The organism is Paenibacillus hodogayensis, assembly GCF_039536325.1.
Taxonomy (GTDB): Bacteria; Bacillota; Bacilli; order Paenibacillales; family NBRC-103111; genus Paenibacillus_AB; species Paenibacillus_AB hodogayensis.
Genome location: NZ_BAAAYO010000005.1, coordinates 331,834 through 349,684, shown reverse-complemented (window position 1 = coordinate 349,684; position 17,851 = coordinate 331,834). Strand labels below are relative to the sequence as shown.

17 protein-coding genes and 3 tRNA genes are annotated in these 17,851 nt (G+C 56.1%); 1 reads left to right on the top strand and 19 read right to left on the bottom strand.

The annotated features are described in order from the left end of the window. Positions 1-22 precede the first annotated feature (22 nt). Complete coding sequence (locus tag ABD796_RS11055; RefSeq protein WP_344907343.1) at positions 23-994, top strand: hypothetical protein; 972 nt, start codon at positions 23-25, stop codon at positions 992-994. Positions 995-1,170: 176 nt separating this feature from the next. On the opposite strand, the gene msrB is transcribed toward ABD796_RS11055, so the two are convergent. The 19 genes from msrB to ABD796_RS10960 all read right to left on the bottom strand — a co-directional run bounded on the left by msrB (position 1,171) and on the right by ABD796_RS10960 (position 17,683). Continuing rightward, complete coding sequence (gene msrB / locus ABD796_RS11050; protein ID WP_344907340.1) at positions 1,171-2,277, bottom strand: peptide-methionine (R)-S-oxide reductase MsrB; 1,107 nt, start codon at positions 2,275-2,277, stop codon at positions 1,171-1,173. A 30-nt stretch (positions 2,278-2,307) separates the two neighbouring features. Beyond that, complete coding sequence (locus ABD796_RS11045) at positions 2,308-2,865, bottom strand: TlpA family protein disulfide reductase (RefSeq protein ID WP_344907336.1); 558 nt, start codon at positions 2,863-2,865, stop codon at positions 2,308-2,310. A gap of 21 nt (positions 2,866-2,886) precedes the next feature. Next, positions 2,887-3,591, bottom strand: coding sequence for a cytochrome c biogenesis CcdA family protein (locus ABD796_RS11040; protein ID WP_344907333.1), 705 nt, complete (start codon positions 3,589-3,591; stop codon positions 2,887-2,889). A gap of 81 nt (positions 3,592-3,672) precedes the next feature. Further along, on the bottom strand, positions 3,673-4,725 hold the full coding sequence (locus tag ABD796_RS11035; protein ID WP_344907330.1) for a sensor histidine kinase: 1,053 nt from the start codon (positions 4,723-4,725) through the stop codon (positions 3,673-3,675). Then, positions 4,722-5,459, bottom strand: a complete 738-nt coding sequence (locus tag ABD796_RS11030; RefSeq protein WP_344907327.1) for a response regulator transcription factor — start codon at positions 5,457-5,459, stop codon at positions 4,722-4,724. Before ABD796_RS11030 ends, ABD796_RS11035 begins: the two co-directional genes overlap by 4 nt. Positions 5,460-5,834: 375 nt before the next feature. Further along, positions 5,835-6,341: a P-loop NTPase family protein gene (locus ABD796_RS11025; protein ID WP_344907324.1), complete on the bottom strand. Its 507-nt coding sequence runs from the start codon at positions 6,339-6,341 to the stop codon at positions 5,835-5,837. A 45-nt stretch (positions 6,342-6,386) separates the two neighbouring features. Next, entirely contained in the window at positions 6,387-7,235 is an 849-nt protein-coding gene (locus tag ABD796_RS11020; protein WP_344907321.1) for a phosphotransferase family protein, read from the bottom strand. 215 nt (positions 7,236-7,450) lie between these two features. Next, positions 7,451-7,533 (bottom strand) — tRNA-Leu (locus ABD796_RS11015). 288 nt (positions 7,534-7,821) lie between these two features. After that, complete coding sequence (locus ABD796_RS11010) at positions 7,822-9,261, bottom strand: sulfatase family protein (RefSeq protein ID WP_344907318.1); 1,440 nt, start codon at positions 9,259-9,261, stop codon at positions 7,822-7,824. Between the two features lie 58 nt (positions 9,262-9,319). Next, on the bottom strand, positions 9,320-10,231 hold the full coding sequence (locus ABD796_RS11005) for a helix-turn-helix domain-containing protein (protein WP_344907315.1): 912 nt from the start codon (positions 10,229-10,231) through the stop codon (positions 9,320-9,322). A 141-nt stretch (positions 10,232-10,372) separates the two neighbouring features. Then, positions 10,373-11,800 (bottom strand): sulfatase family protein, encoded by a 1,428-nt coding sequence (locus ABD796_RS11000; RefSeq protein ID WP_344907312.1) that lies wholly within the window; start codon positions 11,798-11,800, stop codon positions 10,373-10,375. A gap of 33 nt (positions 11,801-11,833) precedes the next feature. After that, positions 11,834-12,352 (bottom strand): adenylyl-sulfate kinase, encoded by a 519-nt coding sequence (cysC, locus tag ABD796_RS10995; protein ID WP_344907309.1) that lies wholly within the window; start codon positions 12,350-12,352, stop codon positions 11,834-11,836. Positions 12,353-12,383: 31 nt separating this feature from the next. Next, positions 12,384-13,391 (bottom strand): Gfo/Idh/MocA family protein, encoded by a 1,008-nt coding sequence (locus ABD796_RS10990; protein WP_344907308.1) that lies wholly within the window; start codon positions 13,389-13,391, stop codon positions 12,384-12,386. A gap of 34 nt (positions 13,392-13,425) precedes the next feature. Further along, positions 13,426-14,805, bottom strand: a complete 1,380-nt coding sequence (locus tag ABD796_RS10985; protein WP_344907305.1) for a sulfatase family protein — start codon at positions 14,803-14,805, stop codon at positions 13,426-13,428. Positions 14,806-14,871: 66 nt separating this feature from the next. Continuing rightward, a complete protein-coding gene (locus ABD796_RS10980; RefSeq protein ID WP_344907302.1) occupies positions 14,872-15,675 on the bottom strand; it encodes a sugar phosphate isomerase/epimerase family protein in 804 nt (267 codons plus the stop codon). 25 nt (positions 15,676-15,700) lie between these two features. After that, a complete protein-coding gene (locus ABD796_RS10975) occupies positions 15,701-16,807 on the bottom strand; it encodes a Gfo/Idh/MocA family protein (protein WP_344907300.1) in 1,107 nt (368 codons plus the stop codon). Positions 16,808-17,256: 449 nt separating this feature from the next. Continuing rightward, positions 17,257-17,330: transfer RNA gene (locus tag ABD796_RS10970), tRNA-Ile, on the bottom strand. Between the two features lie 19 nt (positions 17,331-17,349). After that, positions 17,350-17,423 (bottom strand) — tRNA-Met (locus ABD796_RS10965). 92 nt (positions 17,424-17,515) lie between these two features. Beyond that, the gene (locus ABD796_RS10960; RefSeq protein WP_344907456.1) at positions 17,516-17,683 is read right to left on the bottom strand and encodes a hypothetical protein; all 168 of its coding nucleotides are present in this window, start codon (positions 17,681-17,683) and stop codon (positions 17,516-17,518) included. Between the last annotated feature and the right edge of the window lie 168 nt (positions 17,684-17,851).

Here is a 17,851-nt window from a genome sequence, read left to right as displayed (position 1 = left end):
TAAGGACAAGGAGGTTGAGCGTATGCGAAAACATACATTGCTGGAACAAGCCAAGTCGGAACATATTCACCTGACGGAAAGCATGTTGCGAAGGTTCGTGGAATACGGGCTTGTTCTTTCCCAACGAGAAGGAGAAGGGCGAAAGGGAGTATCGGCCCGCTATGACGAGTCTTCACTTCGCGTCATCCGCGAGATCAAAAAACTGGAGGAACGGTTGGAAATTAGCCAGAAGGACATGATTTTCCTCCTGTTCTGGAGGGGCTATCCGGTTCATTTGGACAAGATGAAGGAACAGTTGCAGCAATTCGTCCATGCCTTCACCGCCAATTTTCGCAAAATCGCCGAGCATCCGGAAAAGGACGACATCCATGATGCCGCATTGAAATTGGCGGAGAAAAGCATCCCCGTCCAAAAGAGCGGAAGACCCTCGAACACGCAAAAACAATGGAAACAAAACATGATCGATAAAGGAACCCGGCAGCGGCTGATGACTGTCAAGCTAATCACCGAATTTTCCAAGCTGGATTCTCTCTCTTTTCAAACCTTGAGCAGATTTCTGACCAGCTTTGGTTCCGCACCGTTGCCAATTGTCCAGGAGGTATACGAAAATACGCTTGAACAATTGCAATTATCGGGGCTGGCCCGATCGATTAACCGGTCTGCCCCTCAAGATTACGAGGAAATCTACCAGCTTATCGGCAAAATGACGGAGTATTGGGCTGACATATCGCAAGTTTTCCCCAACCCCGGGCACATTCCGCTTGCCGGGGACTACATCAAGCTGCTCGGCGAAATATGCAACACGGAGCATCCGGCGGATGACCCGACTTTTATCAAACTGCTGCTGATCGTGGTCCTTTCCGTGCCCAAAGAGCTTCGTCGGCAAGCAAAAGCTCTCTTGTTCGCTCCGAACGTGAAGCAGCTGCTGCAAATAGCCCTGTTCCAACTGTCATTGCTCGGCTCCCCTCCTCGCGGGAAGGGGGTGACGTCATGAATCATATCGGAATCGCGCTTGGCGGAGGCAAAGCTTTCCGTATCGCTCTGCCGGTAGTGTTGATCATTTTGACGCTGGCCTTGATCGGCGCCCGCACCCTTGCAAATCACAAATAAGAAGTCAGACTCGACGGGCATCACTGCCGGGTACTCTCCCGGCAGCCGCGTCTGTCGCCGCTATTCAATTACCGTCAGCAAAAAACCGTACCCTTGCTTCTCCATATCCGCTTTCGCCACGAATTTGATGGATGCGCTGTTGATGCAATACCGTTTCCCGCCTTTGTCCGCAGGACCGTCGTTGAACACATGACCCAAATGAATATCCCCCGCCCGGCTGCGCACCTCGGTTCGCACCATGCCGAAGCTTTTATCCTCGTCGTAGGTGACGACGTCTGCCGCAATCGGCTTCGTAAAGCTCGGCCAGCCGCATCCTGCATCGTATTTGTCCCTGCTGGAGAAGAGCGGTTCGCCGGTCGTTACATCGACATAGACGCCGGGATCGAACGAATCCCAATACTCGTTGGAGAAGGCGTGCTCGGTATCCGCAAGCACCGCGACCCGGTATTGGATCGGAGTCAGCTTCTTCTTCAGTTCCTCGTCGCTTGGCCGCGGGTATAAGGAAGGATCGATCTTCAGCTCCTGATCCTTCAGCACATTCAAGTCGATATGACAGTACCCGTCCGGATGCTTTTCCAGATAGTCCTGATGATACTCCTCCGCCAAATAGTAATTGTCCAGCGGCTTTACCTCCGTCACGATCGGCTTCTCATACTTTTGCCGCTCCTGCTCGACGGCGGCTTGAATGACGGGAAGCTCCCCGTTGTCCTCATAGTAGATGCCGGTCCGGTACTGAATGCCCCGGTCGTTCCCTTGCTTATTGACGCTGGTCGGATCAATAACCTTGAAATAGTCGGCGAGCAGCTGCTTCAACGTCACCCGCGCCGGGTCATAGCTCACCTTGACCGTCTCGGCAAAGCCGCGATTCCCTCGCACGACGTCCTCGTAAGACGGGTTTTCCCCCGTGCCGTTGGCATAACCGGAAACGACATCGCTGACTCCGTAAATTCGGGACATATACGCCTCCACGCCCCAGAAGCAGCCGCCGGCCAAATAAATCGTCATCAGTTGGCTGCCCGAGTAGTCGATCCCTTTGTTCGGGTTAGGCAGGGTGGCCGTCGTCGCATGTACCTCTCCCCCGCCCAGCGAGGAGCCGATGTTTGCCGTGGAGCAAGCCGCCAGCAGCAGCACGAGCAGCAGCGAGCCGATAAAACCTGCTATTCTCATAAAGATTTCCTCCTCGTTATGACGCTGCGGTCAATGAATGGTCTGGAACGCTTGCTCGATCGCTTCGTTGGACTGATGCCCCGGCGCGCCCTTGACCAGAATCCCGTCGGAGCCGATATAATAAGACGTCGGGTACCCTTTGACTCCGAATTCCTTCGCCCAGGTGCCCCCATCGTCGAGCAGCACCTCCACATTGCCGTATCCCCGCTTGGAGAACCAGTTAACAAAATCGTCCCGCGATTGCTCGCCGTTGAAGGCCGGACTGACAATGGACAGCACTTTGTAATCATGCGGTTCTCCGGACAGCTGATTCAATTCATCCAGTCCCGCGAGACAAATCGGACACCAGGAGGCCCAATACTTCACATACACCTTCTGCCCTTTGAAATCCGCCAGAGCTACCGGCCGATTCTGCAAATCGGTAAGCCGGAAGCTCGGGGCCGGCTTACCCGCATTCCCCGTTAAGCCGCTTGCCGCCGAAGAAGTCGCGGCCCGCTGGACGGCACCGCTGCTGTACAAACCCCAGAAGCCAATCGCTACAATCGCAGCGACGCCCGCAACCCACGCCCATTTCCTCTTGCTTGCCATTGTTCCTCATTCCTCTCCCGATTATAGGAATAATGTCGCCAGCCCGTTCAGCTTGTTCGTAATTAGCAGAATGCCCATGGCTATGAGCACGACACCGGATATAACTTTGAGTACGGGCAAATATCGATGAACCTTGCGCAGCCGGACAAGCAGCGAATCGGAAAGCAGCGCCATGGTCAAAAACGGAATGGCCAGCCCCGACGTATAGATCAGCATATAGAAGCCGCCCGCGGCAGGTGAGCCTTCGCTGGCCGAGAGGCTGAAAACGGCTGCCAGCACGGGCCCGATGCAGGGCGTCCAGCCGAAGCTGAATGTAAAGCCGAGCAAGAAGGCGCCAAGGTAACCATTCCGCCGTCGAACCTCAAGCTTTCGTTCCCTGGCCAGGAAGGAAAGCGGGACGACCCCTGTCTGATAGATGCCAAACGCAATCACGACAACCCCGCATGCGGCAATGAACCACGAGCTGTTCAATACGCTCCCCAGGGCGCCGGCGCCGAAGCCCAACAGCACGAAGACCGTGGACAGTCCCACAATAAACAACAGCGTACGGAGGACAAGAATCGGGGAAATGCCGATCCTGCCCAGCTTCCAACGCTGCCCTTTCTCTCCCGAGTCCGAGCTGCCCAAATAGGCGAGATAGACGGGAAGCACCGGCAAGATGCACGGCGAGAAGAAAGATAACACGCCTGCCGCCCAGACGCCTCCCGTATAAAGCTGTTCCGTCATAGCCGTTCTCCCTTCCTGATGCCTTGTCTTCACAATAAAGGAAGGACCTTACACCCAACTAACAGCAATATTAAATAAGTATTAACGGAAGCGCTCCGTATGGTCGGCGATCGGCAGCGTCAAGCAAAAGGCGGTTCCCGGACGGCCCGTGCGGAGAAGACGGATCGTGCCTCCGTGCAGCTCCATAATCGATTTGGAAATCGCCAGCCCCAAGCCTGCTCCGCCGCTGTACCGGTTGCGCGATTTATCAATCCGGTAGAACCGCTCAAAAATCCGCTCCTGCTCCTCCTCCGGAATGCCTTCGCCCTGGTCTTCGACGATCAGCTCTACTTGGCCATCCTTCTGTCTCGCCTCAACTCGGATCTCCCCTTGCACCGGGGAAAAGTGAATGGCGTTTTGCAGCAAATTGCCGAGCACGCGTTGGATTTCATACGGCATGATCCAAACGGGCGGCAGATCGTCCGGCACGCGGGTCTCTACATTCAACTGCTTCTCTTCCAGCAAGAACGATTGGCTTTGAAGCGTTTCCACGATCAACGTATCGAGCGGATACGGCTGCGGTTGAAAGGCATACGCACCTGCATCCATGCGTGACAGCTGGAACAAATCGTCGATGAGCCTGCTAAGTCGAACCGTCTCTTTCTTGATCGTCTGCAAATAGGTTTGAAAGTCCGCCTCGTCCTCAATGACGCGATCTTGAAGCGCTTCGACATACGACTGAATGGACGCAAGCGGGGTTCGCAGGTCGTGCGAAACGTTCGCGACCAGCTCCTTTCGCGATTTCTCCGAATTGGTAAGGGTTTGAATGCTTTCTTTCAGCTGCGACTTCATGGCGTTGAACCGGGCGGCCAGCATGCGAAACTCCTTCGGCCCTGTCAGCGGCACATCTCCTTGAAAATCGCCCTCCGCCAGCTTTCCGCTTGCTTCGCTAAGATTGCTGATCGATCTGACGATCGGCCGAATGACCAGCGCATGCACCAAGATAGAAAACACGGCTGCAATCAGGGTCACGGACATGAGCAAGATCACATCGTCCCACGTAAGCAGCATAAAATGGTAAATAACGAACAGACAGACCAGCACCGCAATCAGACTCGCCAGGTTAGACAGGAACAAGTAAGTTCTTAATTTCATGAGGGCTCGCCCTTCTGGAACTTGTAGCCGACGCCCCATACAGTCTTGACCCATTGCGGCTCGGAAGGGACGGGCTCGATCTTCTCCCGCAATCTGCGGATATGCACCGTTACCGTCGTCGTATCGCCGAAATAATCGATGTCCCACACCTTATTCAGAATCTGGTGGCGCGAGAACACTTGACCCGGATGGGAAGCAAGCAGCGTAAGCACCTCAAATTCCTTCAACGTCAGCTCGACAGCCCGCTCCCCGACGAGAACGATTCTTTGCCGCAAGTCGATCTCCAGTCCCGGGTAACGAATAAATTCCCCTTCCTCCGTCTCACCTTCCCCTGCTGCCGAGCCTGCTGTCCCACCCATGGGGCCGGGCATATAGTAGCGGCGCAAAATGGCTTTGACGCGCAGCACCAGTTCTCTCGGGCTAAACGGCTTGGTCATGTAATCATCTGCCCCGAGCGTCAATCCGAGCAATCGGTCCATCTCTTCGCCGCGCGCCGTCAGCATCACAATCGGCACGTCCTGTTCGCTGCGAATTTGCTCGCAAAGCTCCCAACCGTTTTTCCGGGGAAGCATGACATCCAGGATCAGCAAGTCCGGCTGCTCCCTTCTCCATAACGCCAAAGCGTCCTCCCCGTCATGCGCCGCTATGACCTGATAACCTTCGCGCTGCAAATAGCGACTGCACACGTCCGTAATATTCGTTTCATCATCCACTATCAGCACTTTATGGCTCATGACTGACCGACCTACTTTCCGCCTGTAATTCGGGCCTATGCAGCCGCTAGTACAAAGTCAGACCTTAAACGGTATTCTTGGAATAGATTGTATCCCTTGCACCTAAAGGGATCGGGCCTTCCCGAATACACAGGATTAGCTCTGACTTTGTACTAGCTCAATGATTCGTTAATTATTCATGATGAACCGTTCTTGTTGAATATTGTAACCGATACATCTTACAAAAATCTAAACTCGTGTTCTCTCCGGTGGGTCTTCACGAAAATAGGCTGCGGCTGCATACACGGCTACGAAAAAAGCCGCCTTTGAAAAAAAAGGCGGTTAAAACCCTATATCGTGTCTTTTTGTCGGCATCTTTATTCTGCTATGTCTGGATCAGGTTTGAAGACACGCTCTAATAAAATCCAAGTTTTTATTGTCGTACAGTCTAATAACTTTGTTTTTATACGATTGTAATTTAGCTTCAAAGCTTTCTCTGTTGTTTTCAAAATCTCGTGTCCATTTATACATTAGTTTTAGCATCACAATATCGGGTTTATAATGACATTGTTCAATACCAATCTTTTGTTTCAGGAACCGAGTAAAAATTCTTATTCTACGCTTCCAGAGTGGCGTATCAAGAAATAGGATGGTATCTGCCATTTCAAATAAACAGTGATATGATTCTCGATCTGTGCCTTCAAATATCCAAGGTCCATTTTTATCAATATCCATAATAACCTGGACTTGCTCATTTGCTGTGCGTTTGTATCTCTCTGTTGCTGTCTGATGATGTACGATACAATCTAGTTCGTACCAAGGAACATCGATCCTTTCTGATAACCGCTTTGCCAGTGTTGTCTTGCCACTAGCAACAATCCCAATAATAAGAATCTTTTTCATATGTTATTTTTTATTTTTCTCCCCTATTAAACTGTTCGCGCATGACTAAATAAACAAAGACAGCCTTTTGGGAATCAAGCTATCCTGGAGCAAGAACTCCTGTATGCGCCTATCCGTATCTACATTCTTTGGTACATTCCCAATGCGATTAAGCAAAAGCCATCGCAAGCACGCTATAGATTCAAAACGAGCCAAATCTTCTCTGGAAGTCGGAATCTCTAGTAAGTATGTACGTATAAATGTTTGGTACAACACCTTATCGTTATCTATTCGAATGAGGAAACTGGCCCAACAAAAATCATATCTGGGATCGCCCAACTGCGCATTCGTCCAATCGATGATCGTGTATGAAGCCGGACCAGCGAGGACATTGCCCAGATTGTAATCGCCATGGATCATCGTGGTGTACTTCATATTTGCTGTCTCCAATAGGAGATGTAACGCTTCTGCTATATCAGGATGTTCGTCGATGCGAGGAAAGAAGTACTTCACAAAATCGGGTTGCCTGCGAAGCCGGACAGGGTAACGATCGATTGGGATTCGGTGCAGCTCGGCCAATAGCTTGGAAACCCGCTGTATGTCATCCCCCTGTGCCAGGGCTCTGCCGTCATAGCTGGTAAGCAGCACTTTATGCTGATTATGATCCATTCCCCAGCCAAACGCTCGGGAGACCGATACGCCTATGGCGTGGAGCGTCTGCAACATCGCATACTGATAAGAGACGTCCGGCTTGGAGTCCTTGCACCAGATTTTAAGCACATATTCATTGGTGGGCGTGCTTAATTTCCATACATCAGCCTCTAATCCAGCAGGCAGCACAGTTTGTCGAGCTTCAAGCAAGTCGTCAATAGCCTCGTCCTTGGCTACCCAATGAATCTCCTCTAAGGGATACATACAACGCCACACCTCTCTCCAGACCCTTTACTTCAACTTGAAACAGACAAACTCAATTACATGATAAGTTCTCCCAATGACCTACTCAGGGTAAGGCCCCTCTTCATTCTGGTCATTTATACGGCCAAAATAAAAACCTCCTTAGCCTAATCTGAATGATGTCAGATACTAGCCAAAGAGGTATTTATGCTTCCTTACGGAATAAGGTGCTATACTGCCGAGAACCGGACTCGAACCGGTACGGGATTGCTCCCGGCAGATTTTAAGTCTGCTGTGTCTGCCATTCCACCACCCCGGCATGGGAAAAGCGCTCGTTCATCCGACTGCTCGTCTGAGTCGCACTTCGTGCAAACGTTGACTATAGTCAATAAATAAGCCAACGAATTACATATTACCACGGAGCAGCAGGACGAGTCAACAAAAGATTTACATGAATCGCCATAAATCCGGACGGCGAAAAACAACGTTGCAGGCTTGATTCGGAGCTTCGATCGCCACGGTTAACGGACTACCGGGAGAGAGCCTCCGCACCGGCTCAAGGCTCCAGGACCGCTCCGTTCACAGTCGGCCCATCGACGGCGAACCGTCAGCCGCGCCCCGCCCGGAACGGCTCCGCCGGGTCGTGCTTAGCGCCATGGAGCAGTTGATGGCGCATCCATTCGTTCGCCACAAGGGCGTCGCCATCGGCGAGCAGACGCTCGTACAGACGCCGGCGAAGCGAAGCCGTCAGGTCTGCATGGCGCTTGTCGCCGATCCGATTGACGAGCTCGGCTGGGTCGGCGGTCAAATCGTACAGTTCGTCGATGTCGGTGCAGTTCCATACGTACTTCCACGCGTCGGTGCGGATCATGCGCTGCGAATACAGGCCAAACTGCTGGCCGTTATAGGAAGCGACGACCTCGTCGCGCCATGACGGCGAGCGATGCTGCTGCCCGGACAGCAGCGGAACGAGGGAAGCGCCATGCCAATGGCCGGGCGGCGGAGGCTCCGCGCCTGAAAGCTCGAGAAGGGTCGGCGGTATATCTAGTAAATTGTAGACAAGCTCGTCTCTGCGCGTCCCGCCCTGCACGACCTGCGGCCACCGCAGCAGCAAAGGCACATGCACGACATCGTCATACATGATGTAATGCTTATCCATCATCCGGTGGGAGCCGCACATATCTCCATGATCGGCGGTAAAGACAACGATGGTTCGATCGGCCGCCCCGATGCGCCGGAGCTTCTCCAGCACCCGGCCGACCGCTTCGTCCATTTGGCTGATGATGCCATAGTAACGCGCCACGACCGGTGCCCAGTCGTCCCATTCGTAGCGTTCGATCCCCCAATTATACAGCTGCTGTCGCTGGATGTACGGCTTGCCGGCGAACGTCTCGCGGAACCCGTCCCACTCCCGGACTTCTGCCGGATCGTACATGGCGGCGAAGCGGTCGGAAGGACGGCAGGGCAGATGCGGCTCGGGAAAATGCAGCGCCATATGCCAGGGACCGCCCCCCTCCTCGAGCTTCTCCATCGTCTCCGTCGCCCGGTCGGCCAGCCAATGCGTCTGGGCGTGCTCCAGCGGAATCGGATTCGTCTCTCCGAAAAATCCGTTCGAATACGCCGCTTCGGGATAACGGCTTCGGGCAAACCGGGCGTAATCTGCTTCGCTTATATAGGAGTGGTACCCGAACGCTTGCGGCCCGAGCGTCGGATGAACGCCCCATTTACCCAGAAAAGCCGACGTATAGCCATCCTCCGCCAAAGCGCGGGACCACGTATACGCCTCCGGCTGCAGGGAGCCGGTCGGCAGCGCTCCGCTGAAGTTCCACAGCGCGCCGAACGTCTCCGCCCGCCTGCCGTGCAGCAGCGACTGCCGGGCCGGACCACATACCGGGAAATGCGAAAAGGCGCTTGTGAACATAGCGCCTTCCCCGGCCAGCGCATCCAGATGCGGCGTCCGCACCGGGTAACGGCCGCTTGCGCCGAGACAGTCATAGCGGAGCTGGTCTGCCGTAATAAGCAGCACATTCGGCCGTTTGCCGTTCATAAGCGATCCCTCCATGGGGGCTGTCAAGCCGCTTCCGGCCAGTGCGGCCCCTTTTCGTTCAGTTGCTCTCCCGATATACCGCATGCACATCGAGCGCTTGCCGGTACTGGCTGGGCGGACAGCCGACGCGGCGCAGGAACAGTCTGCTGAAGAACGACGGATCGTCGTAGCCGACCAGCGCGGCCACGGTAATGACCTTCTCGTCGGACTCCGTCAACATCCGTTTCGCCTGCTCGATGCGAATGCTGTGCAGCAGGTCGATGACGCTTTGGTCGAACTCCTGGCGGACGAGCCGGTTCAACTGGCGCATGCTCACGTTAAACAAGCCTGCCAGCGACTCCAGCGTCATTTTTTTATCGAAATTGCGCTCCATATAGCCGTGAATGCGTCGTGCGGTTATTTCCCGCTCCAGTCGGCGCGGCGAAGACGGCGCACCGCGCTGATGCATCAGCGAATAGTAGCGGGAGAGCAGCACAAGCAGCTCGATCATCTGCAGCCGGATGATCGTCATATGGCCGGGAGCCCGGTTGCCGATCTCGCGGATCATGCTGTCCAGCAGCACCAGCACCGATACCGCGTCCTGCCCGTGCAGCGTCAGATGGTGGTTGAAGCGGACGTCCTGCTTCATGAAAGGGTGCACGTAGAAATAGTCCATGGAAGCGGTAATTTCCAGCTCCTTCAGCAGCGCGTCGGGAATGAACGACGGCATGAACAGACAGTTGACGATTTCCATCGGCTCTCCGTTCGGAACGGTATAGGCGTGGGTTTCGCCGGGGTTGATTATAAATACGTTGCCGGCCGTCAGCTCATACTCCGTCCCTTCGAATATATGAAGCCCTTCGCCGCGCACGACGTAGACGAGCTCGACGAATTCGTGCCCGTGCTCCGGCACATCCCCTTGCGCCAGCCGCGTGATCCAGAACGGAAATTCATCCTTCATTAGAGAGCTGCTGCGAATCATGCTTTTCATTACCGGTCTCCCCCTTTCTGTTACGCGACTGCCACGATTCATGCCCTGCACCGATCGTCCGAACGACGCGCGGATTGCTTTACCGATTCCGATAAACGCTCTCCGCAGTGTTTCCGACCGGCGAACGTTCCCGGTCCGGCTTCATGAGGAGCCAGCCTTGCGGGCCGCAGCGCTGTCGAACCGCTCCCTCCTCGGGTCGCGTTGCCAGTCTTCCCAGTTCATGCCGACGCCTTGCAAAATATGCTCGATCCGCCGGCGAAACGGCAATCCCGCTTCCTCGAGCTGCCGCTTCAGCGGATCGGGCCTCCCGTCCAGCTTGCGGCATACCCATTCGTCGAGCTGGCGCTCGAGCCGGTCTGCCAGCTCCGGCTGGGCGTCGGCGAGATTAACCGTTTCCGCCGGATCGTTTGCCAGATCGTACAGCTCGCGCGGCGGACGCCGGAATAGTCCCGCGTCGTACGTGCGGATTAATTTGTACCGTTCCGTGCGGATCGCGCGGGCCGCCTGCCAAGCGCATTCGCTCATGTAGAGCGTATCGTGCGTCCCGTCCGCAGCTCCGCCGATCGCCGGCCACAAGCTTTTCCCGTCCAGACCGGAAGGATCGGCCAGCTTCGCCGTGTCGATGCCCTCCGGCGCTTCCTTGCGGATCGCCTCCAGCAGCGTCGGAAGCAGATCGACCTGCTGGACGAAACCGGGAATGCGTCTCCCCTCGGGGATGCGGCCGGGCCAGCGCATGATGACCGGAACGTGTACCGTCGGCTCGTACAGACCGCAATGATCCCAGTATATATCGTGCTCGGTCAAGCTTTCCCCATGATCGCCGAACAGGACGAGCAGCGTATCGTCGCGAATGCCGAGCGCCTCCAGATGATCGTCCAGCTCCTTCAGCCGGTCGTCCAAATAACGGATTTCCGCATCGTACAGCGCGTCGTAATAATCGCTGTCGGTCACCTCGCCGATCAAGTCGTAATGATGATGCTTGAAGAACGGATAAGCCAGATGATTGTAGGCCCGTTCCATGCTCGTATTCGCCGGATCGAACGGATCGCGCCCGGCCTCGTAAAACCGGGAAATATGCGACTGCGGAGGCAAATACGGCGTATGAGTGTCCCAGTAATGCAGGAACAGAAAAAACGATTCGTCCTTATGCTCCTCCAGCCAAGGCAAAGCAAGCCCATTGATGGTTTTGCCGTCGATCGCCCGCGCGCCCCCGACGCTGTTGATATAGTAGCGATAGCCGCGCGCGAACCATTCCTTAAGCTGGTACAGATTGTCTACCGCGCCGGTCGTGAAGCCGGCGGAGCGCAGCAAGGTCGGGAGCCAGGCCGTCGACTTCGGCAAGTGCGTCAGCTCCGAGCCGTGAGAGACGACGCCGGTCGTCAAGCCCACTTTGCCGGTAAAAATGCCGGTATGCGCCACCTCGGTCGGGATGTCCGCCGCGTATGCGCGCTCGAACAGCGCCCCTTGGGCGGCAATCCGATCCAGATGCGGGCTCGTCGGCTTCCCGTACCCGTAGCTGCCTAGTCGCGACGCCCGAAGCGTATCGAGCGAAATCAATATCACTTTCATTAAGTGTCCTCCAAACGGGCTGCGGCGTCAAGTTTACTTGTAACCAAGCCGCGCCAGGATGACCGCATTATTTTGCTCGAGCGAAGCCGACGCGGTACAGATCGTAATATCCGGGTTAAGCGGGATGTCGTACGGATCGGATATGCCTGTAAAATGGTTGAGCTCGCCGCGGCGCGCCTTGGCGTACAGCCCTTTGACATCGCGCCGCTCGCATTCGTCGAGCGGGCATTGCACGAAAATTTCCATGTAGCCGGGGAGCTTCTCCCGCGCGTATTCGCGCATCTCCGCATAAGGAGTTATCGCGGAAACGAGCACGTCCACGCCGTGCTTGGCCAGCAAGCCGGCCACGTACACGATGCGTTTGATATTCTCCATCCGCTCCTCGCGGGTAAAGCCGAGTCCCTTGCATATCGTCTGCCGCAGCTCGTCGCCGTCCAACAGCTCGACGCGGCGGCTTTGGGCAAGCAGTTCGTTCCGCACGAATGCCGCCGTCGTCGTTTTCCCTGAACCGGACAAGCCGGTAAACCAAAGTACGTTTCCTTGCGCGCTCATAAGCTCTCCTCATGTTTGTTATGTCGGTATGTTAGGTCGCCATAGCCGGCACGTCGACCGGAGCCCCGCCAAGCTGATGCGAGCGGATCGCCGCCTCGATCACTTCCTGCGCGGCCAGCGCGTCCGCTCCGGAAGCCTCGATCTCATCCGGGGCATCTCCCGCCTTGAGCTGCTCGACGAACCGGTTGATCCGCTGCCGGAACGTATCGTCGAAGCCTTGCATGCCGCCGAATATCGGGTTGCGGTATACGGTCAGCTCGTGCGAATGATGCGGGTAATAGGTCATGCTCTCGTATACGTTGTCGAGGACGAGCCGCCCCTCGCTGCCGGCCACCTCGCAGCATTCGATCGGATGGCGCATGGACATGTCATAGCTGCCGGTCAAATGCCCGACGGCCCCGGAAGCGAATTGCAGATTGACCGATACGGTCGACCATGTCTTCCGGTCCGGCGCTTTGGTCATAAACGCCTGAACCCGGGCGATATCCCCGCCGAAATAACGCAGCACGTCGATCGAATGCGGGTGGAGCGCACGCATATGGAACCATTCCGTCTCGTCCTGTCCGTTGCGAATCGTCAGCCGCATATTCAGAAACAACAGCGAGCCGAGCTTCCCTTCCGTCGCCAGCTCCTTGGCGCGGTAAGCGGCGGGCGAGAATCGGTGGTTCAGATTGCAGGCGAACCTTACCCCTTTCTCGCGAGCGAAAGCGACCATCTGTCTGGCTTCCTCGATCCGGTTGGATATCGGCTTCTCGACAAAGACGTCCTTACCCGCCTCGATAGCGGCCATAACGGGCGCGAAATGGTGGCTGCCCTTCTCGACGCCCGCCGTAGCGACGATAACCGCGTCGATCTGTTCCTTGTCCAGCATCTCCCGCATGTCGGTATAGGCGGGAACGCCATGCTCCAGCCCGGCCTTCTCCGCACGCTCGGGAAGCAGATCGCATACGGCGGCAAGCTCCGTATCCGGATGCTGCCGGTACGCGCGGCAATGAATGTTTCCTATATGGTTGACGCCGATCACCGCCACACGAATCATCGTCATCCATCCTTCCCGCCGCTTTCGGCTGTCGTTATTTTTTCTCCTGCAAGGAACGGGCGTTGCCGATCGATCCGATATGCATCGCGTCATACGCTTCCTGCGACGAGGCGAACGTCTTGCCTTTGCCGTGCCAGTTCAGGTTCGTATAGATCGGATTTTGCCGCTGCGTCTGGCCTTCCCGTTTGGCTATATAATCAAGCATCCTTTTCTCCAGCAAGGCAACGACCTCCGGCTCCTGCTCCGCCACATTGACGTTCTCCCCGGGGTCCCGGATCAGGTTGTACAGCTCCACCTCGGGCTTGAAATGAAAATCCGGCTCCAGCGCGCGAATCAGCTTCCACTCCGGGGTGCGCCAGCCGTGCTTCCGCATCCAAGTGCATTCGGTAATGTAAAACTCGCTGATCTTGTCGGTCGCCTCGCCGCGCAGGCCGCGGGCCAGGTTTTGTCCGTCGAACTCGATGCCGCTCTCCACGCCGAGCAGATCGAGCACGGTCGGCATAATATCGTGAATGAGCGAGACGTCCGCTACGCGCTTGCCTGCCGGCACGACGCCGGGAAATTTAATAATGAGCGGGACGACCAGCGTGCAGTCGTATAAGCCATGGTGGTCGAAATAGCAGTCGTGCTCGTACAGCGTCTCGCCATGGTCGGACGTGATGACGATCAGCGTTTCTTCGGTAAGCCCAAGGGCTTCCAGTTTCGCGAACAGCCGCTGGATACAAGCATCCATATAGGCTACGGCCCCGTCGTATTGGGCGCTCACGTAATCGGGATCGGTAACGCCCTCCGGTATCCACGATTTCAGGAAATCGGCGAACGGCTTGAAATCGTACACCGGCTCCATGCCCCGATTATCCGGGTCCTTCTCATCGCTGCCGTAGAAAGCCCGCTCGTACGGCTGCGGCGGCAAATAAGGCGAATGCGGGTCCATATGCCGCAGGAACAGAAAGAACGGCTTGTCGTCGGCTGCCAGCCTCTCCAGCTCGGGGATGGCGACCTCGTTCAATTTATGGGCCTTCGGCGACCGCCCCGTGTCGTCGGGGAGCCACGACTCGTAGTTGAGGTACGTATCGAAGCCTCGCGACGACGGATTGCCGGTAAAACCGATGCACGTCGTGTTGTAGCCGTTGTCGCGAAGCACCTCAGGCAAAGTCCGGACATGCGCGCCAAGCGGTCCCTTGTGACGGAGCGCGACCACGTCGGTGCCGAACGTGTCCATGCCGGTAAGCATCGAAGCGTAAGCGGGTGTCGTCGGGATGCTCGGGCTGAAATGCTGCTCGAACAGAACGCCCTCGGAGGCGATTTTGTCGAGATGCGGCGTCGTAAGCCGGGAATAGCCGTACGAGCTCATATGATCGCGGCGCAAGCTGTCGATGCCAAAAACGATGATATTGGATTTATTCGATGCCATGGCGGTATCCTCCTGTTAGCTTCCCGTCGGGAAGACTGATTTCGTTGCGGCGCCTGCCCAAACGTGTCAGCGGGCTCCGAGTTTTTTGAGACATGAATTCAAATAGCCGTACGATTCGGCCGCTACGATAGACACTTGGTCCAGCGAATGATCGGGACCGGCGCCGATTACCTCCAGGACGACCGGACCGTCATAGCCTCCGTCGACCATCGCCTTGCAGTAGCCGAACAGATCGATGTCGCCGCGTCCGCACGCCTGCAGCCCGATCGGACCGGGGCCCTGCTCGCGGCCTTTGCAGTCGCGGATGTGCACATGCTTGACCCGGCTGAGCACGGCCGGCAGCGCCTCTTCGGCATTTTCGCCGGCACGGTGAATATGGCTCGGGTCCATGTCGATGCCGAATGCGGAGGAAGCGATCTCCCGCATCGCCCGCAGCGTCGTCGGGGTATTGTGGATCGCGTTGCCGACATGCGCCTTGACGCACAGAACGACTCCGTAAGCCGCCGCTTTCTCGGACAGCCGCGCTAATGTCTCGATGGAGGCTTGCACGTCCTCCTCCACCCCCAGCTTGCCGCCCGGCCCGACATTGATGACCGGTATGCCGAGCTCCGCCGCCGCCTCGAAGGCCGGCAGCAGCCGCTCCTCGCTAAGCGACGCCACCTCGGTCGACAGCAGCTCCAGCCCGTTGTCCTCGACGATCGCCCGCAGCTCGCCGCTCTGCTCCTTCCACCGGCTCAGATCCAGATGCTCGCACATCCCCTTGATGGCCGCTATCTCCACTCCGTCATAGCCGCAAAGCGCAATTTGCTTTGCCGCTGTCGCGAAGTCAAACTGTTTGAACAATACGGAATTGACGCCAAGCTTGATCATCGGTTCGTTTCCTCCCATGTGGTCGTTATTTCATAAAATGCGGATCGCCGGTCAAGGCAGGCAGCGCGTGCGGTCTGACAAGCTCGCCGCCGCTTTCGTACGATTCGATGACGGCAAACGTATACTCCAGCACGGCCAGCGCATCCCGGCCGTTCGCCCGCAGCTGGTCGCGCGGCACGCCGTTCGAGATATCTTCCAGGAAGGCGTGCAGCCGGTTGTTGAACGTGCGGTTGAAATCGTTGGTGCCGTAATCGGTCACTTCCGGCTGTGGCTGTACGCTTATAGCCGGTATGCCCTTCTCGGCTTTCCAGAACGATACCTTCTCGACGCAATTCTCGATGCAGAACGTACCCTTGGTTCCCGCAACCTCTACGCTCCACCAGCCGCCGAGGCCGTATGCCGCATCTCCTCTTTGACTGAGCAGATACCCGACGCCGCCGTTGGCGAACTTGACGTGAATGCTGTTGACCGATACCATGACGTCGCCTGCGCTGCGCCGGAAGCCAGGACGGTCGGAGAACGTCTGGATGTGGGTGATATCCCCGCAGAAGTGCCGCATGACGCTGAACGGATGGGTAAGAAACGCCTTCATATGAAAATACGGATGGCCTTTGATTTTCGGCGACTTGGCCAGCGCATAATTCAGCTCGCCGCCGTTAAAGCCCATTTTCGCCAAGCAATACACAAGCTCCCCGATCTCGCCGTTGTCGATATATTGCTTCGCCTTCTCGGCCGGAGGCGTGAAGTAATGATTCAAATTGCAGCCGAGATACACCTTCTGCTTTTCGGCAAAGGCGACCAGCTCGCGCGCTTGGCGGATATCGTGACAGATCGGCTTCTCCACCAGCACGTGCTTCCCGGCGGCGACCGCCTCCATTGCCGGTTCGAAGTGCCAGCTTCCGTTGTCGATACCACCGGTCGTGACGTCGACGATCTGCAGATCGGGTTCGTTCTCGATCATATCCTTCAAGCTGTAATACGCTTTGACCCCGTACTTCTCCGCTACCGCATCGGCGCGTTCCTTGACCACGTCGCATACGGCGATCAGGTCGGCCAGCTCTTCCTCCTGGTAACAAGCCGCATGGTTTTTGCCGATGCCGTTCAATCCTACAATCCCGATTTTCAGTGCCATCGTTAGCGCTTCCGCTCGCCCGAACCGGACAACGGAAGCATCACCTGCCTCTCTTTTTTACGAATATAATGAAATCGCTTACAATGAGACCGTTATCGTCCCGCCCGAGCAACCCTACGCCTTCTTGAAGCGCCGCTTGCTCCAGCCTGCCATCCGGGCCAGTGTTTGCCTGCGGGACAGCGGTGCGACTGCGACCTTAGGAATCCCACACGGTTACACTGCCTTATGCCCGCTTCGGACGAACGTCTCGTCGTTGCATCATGATGAATCGCTTTCCTATCTCCATCATAATCACTGCAACCCTCATCGTCATGGCCGATCGGGACAATAATAGGATCGATCCGGACGATTTCATTGTCTTCAGTCGTTTATGGATCGCGGTAAAAACTAAAAAGACTGCCGAAGCTTTCTCGGCAGTCTAGATATCCTGGCGTACAGGATTGTGAGGATGGGCCCTGAGGGACTCGAACCCCCGACCAATCGGTTATGAGCCGACCGCTCTAACCAACTGAGCTAAGGGCCCTTAATTCTGAAAAGCATTATTGCGGGGGCAGGATTTGAACCTGCGGCCTTCGGGTTATGAGCCCGACGAGCTACCGGGCTGCTCCACCCCGCGTCGTTGGTAAATCTGACCTGTCCTCGAACAGCGACAAAGTTAAATATACACTATTCTTCAACCGCATGTCAACAAAAAAATTCACACTTCGGCTACAGCTGGTACCGTACGCCGAAGCGGCCTTTTTTGGAACGGTAAACCTCTACCGTCTGCGGGCATTCATATCCGTATATCCACCAGTCTTCCTCCATCCGCTTGGCCAAGCAGCCTGCTTGAAATTTGCTTTCGTACAGCTTGACCCAATACACCCATCTCATCATGACCCGTTCATCCCTTTCCTGAATTCCATTCCTTTGTATTAGCATATCCCACAAGAGGCGTTTTTTTACGAAAATATGCCAGACAGGAACAAAAAATCCCCGAACCGGGTTCGGGGATCGTAAAACCGTATAAAGTGCATAAACATTCGGCGACTCCCGAATCGGAGC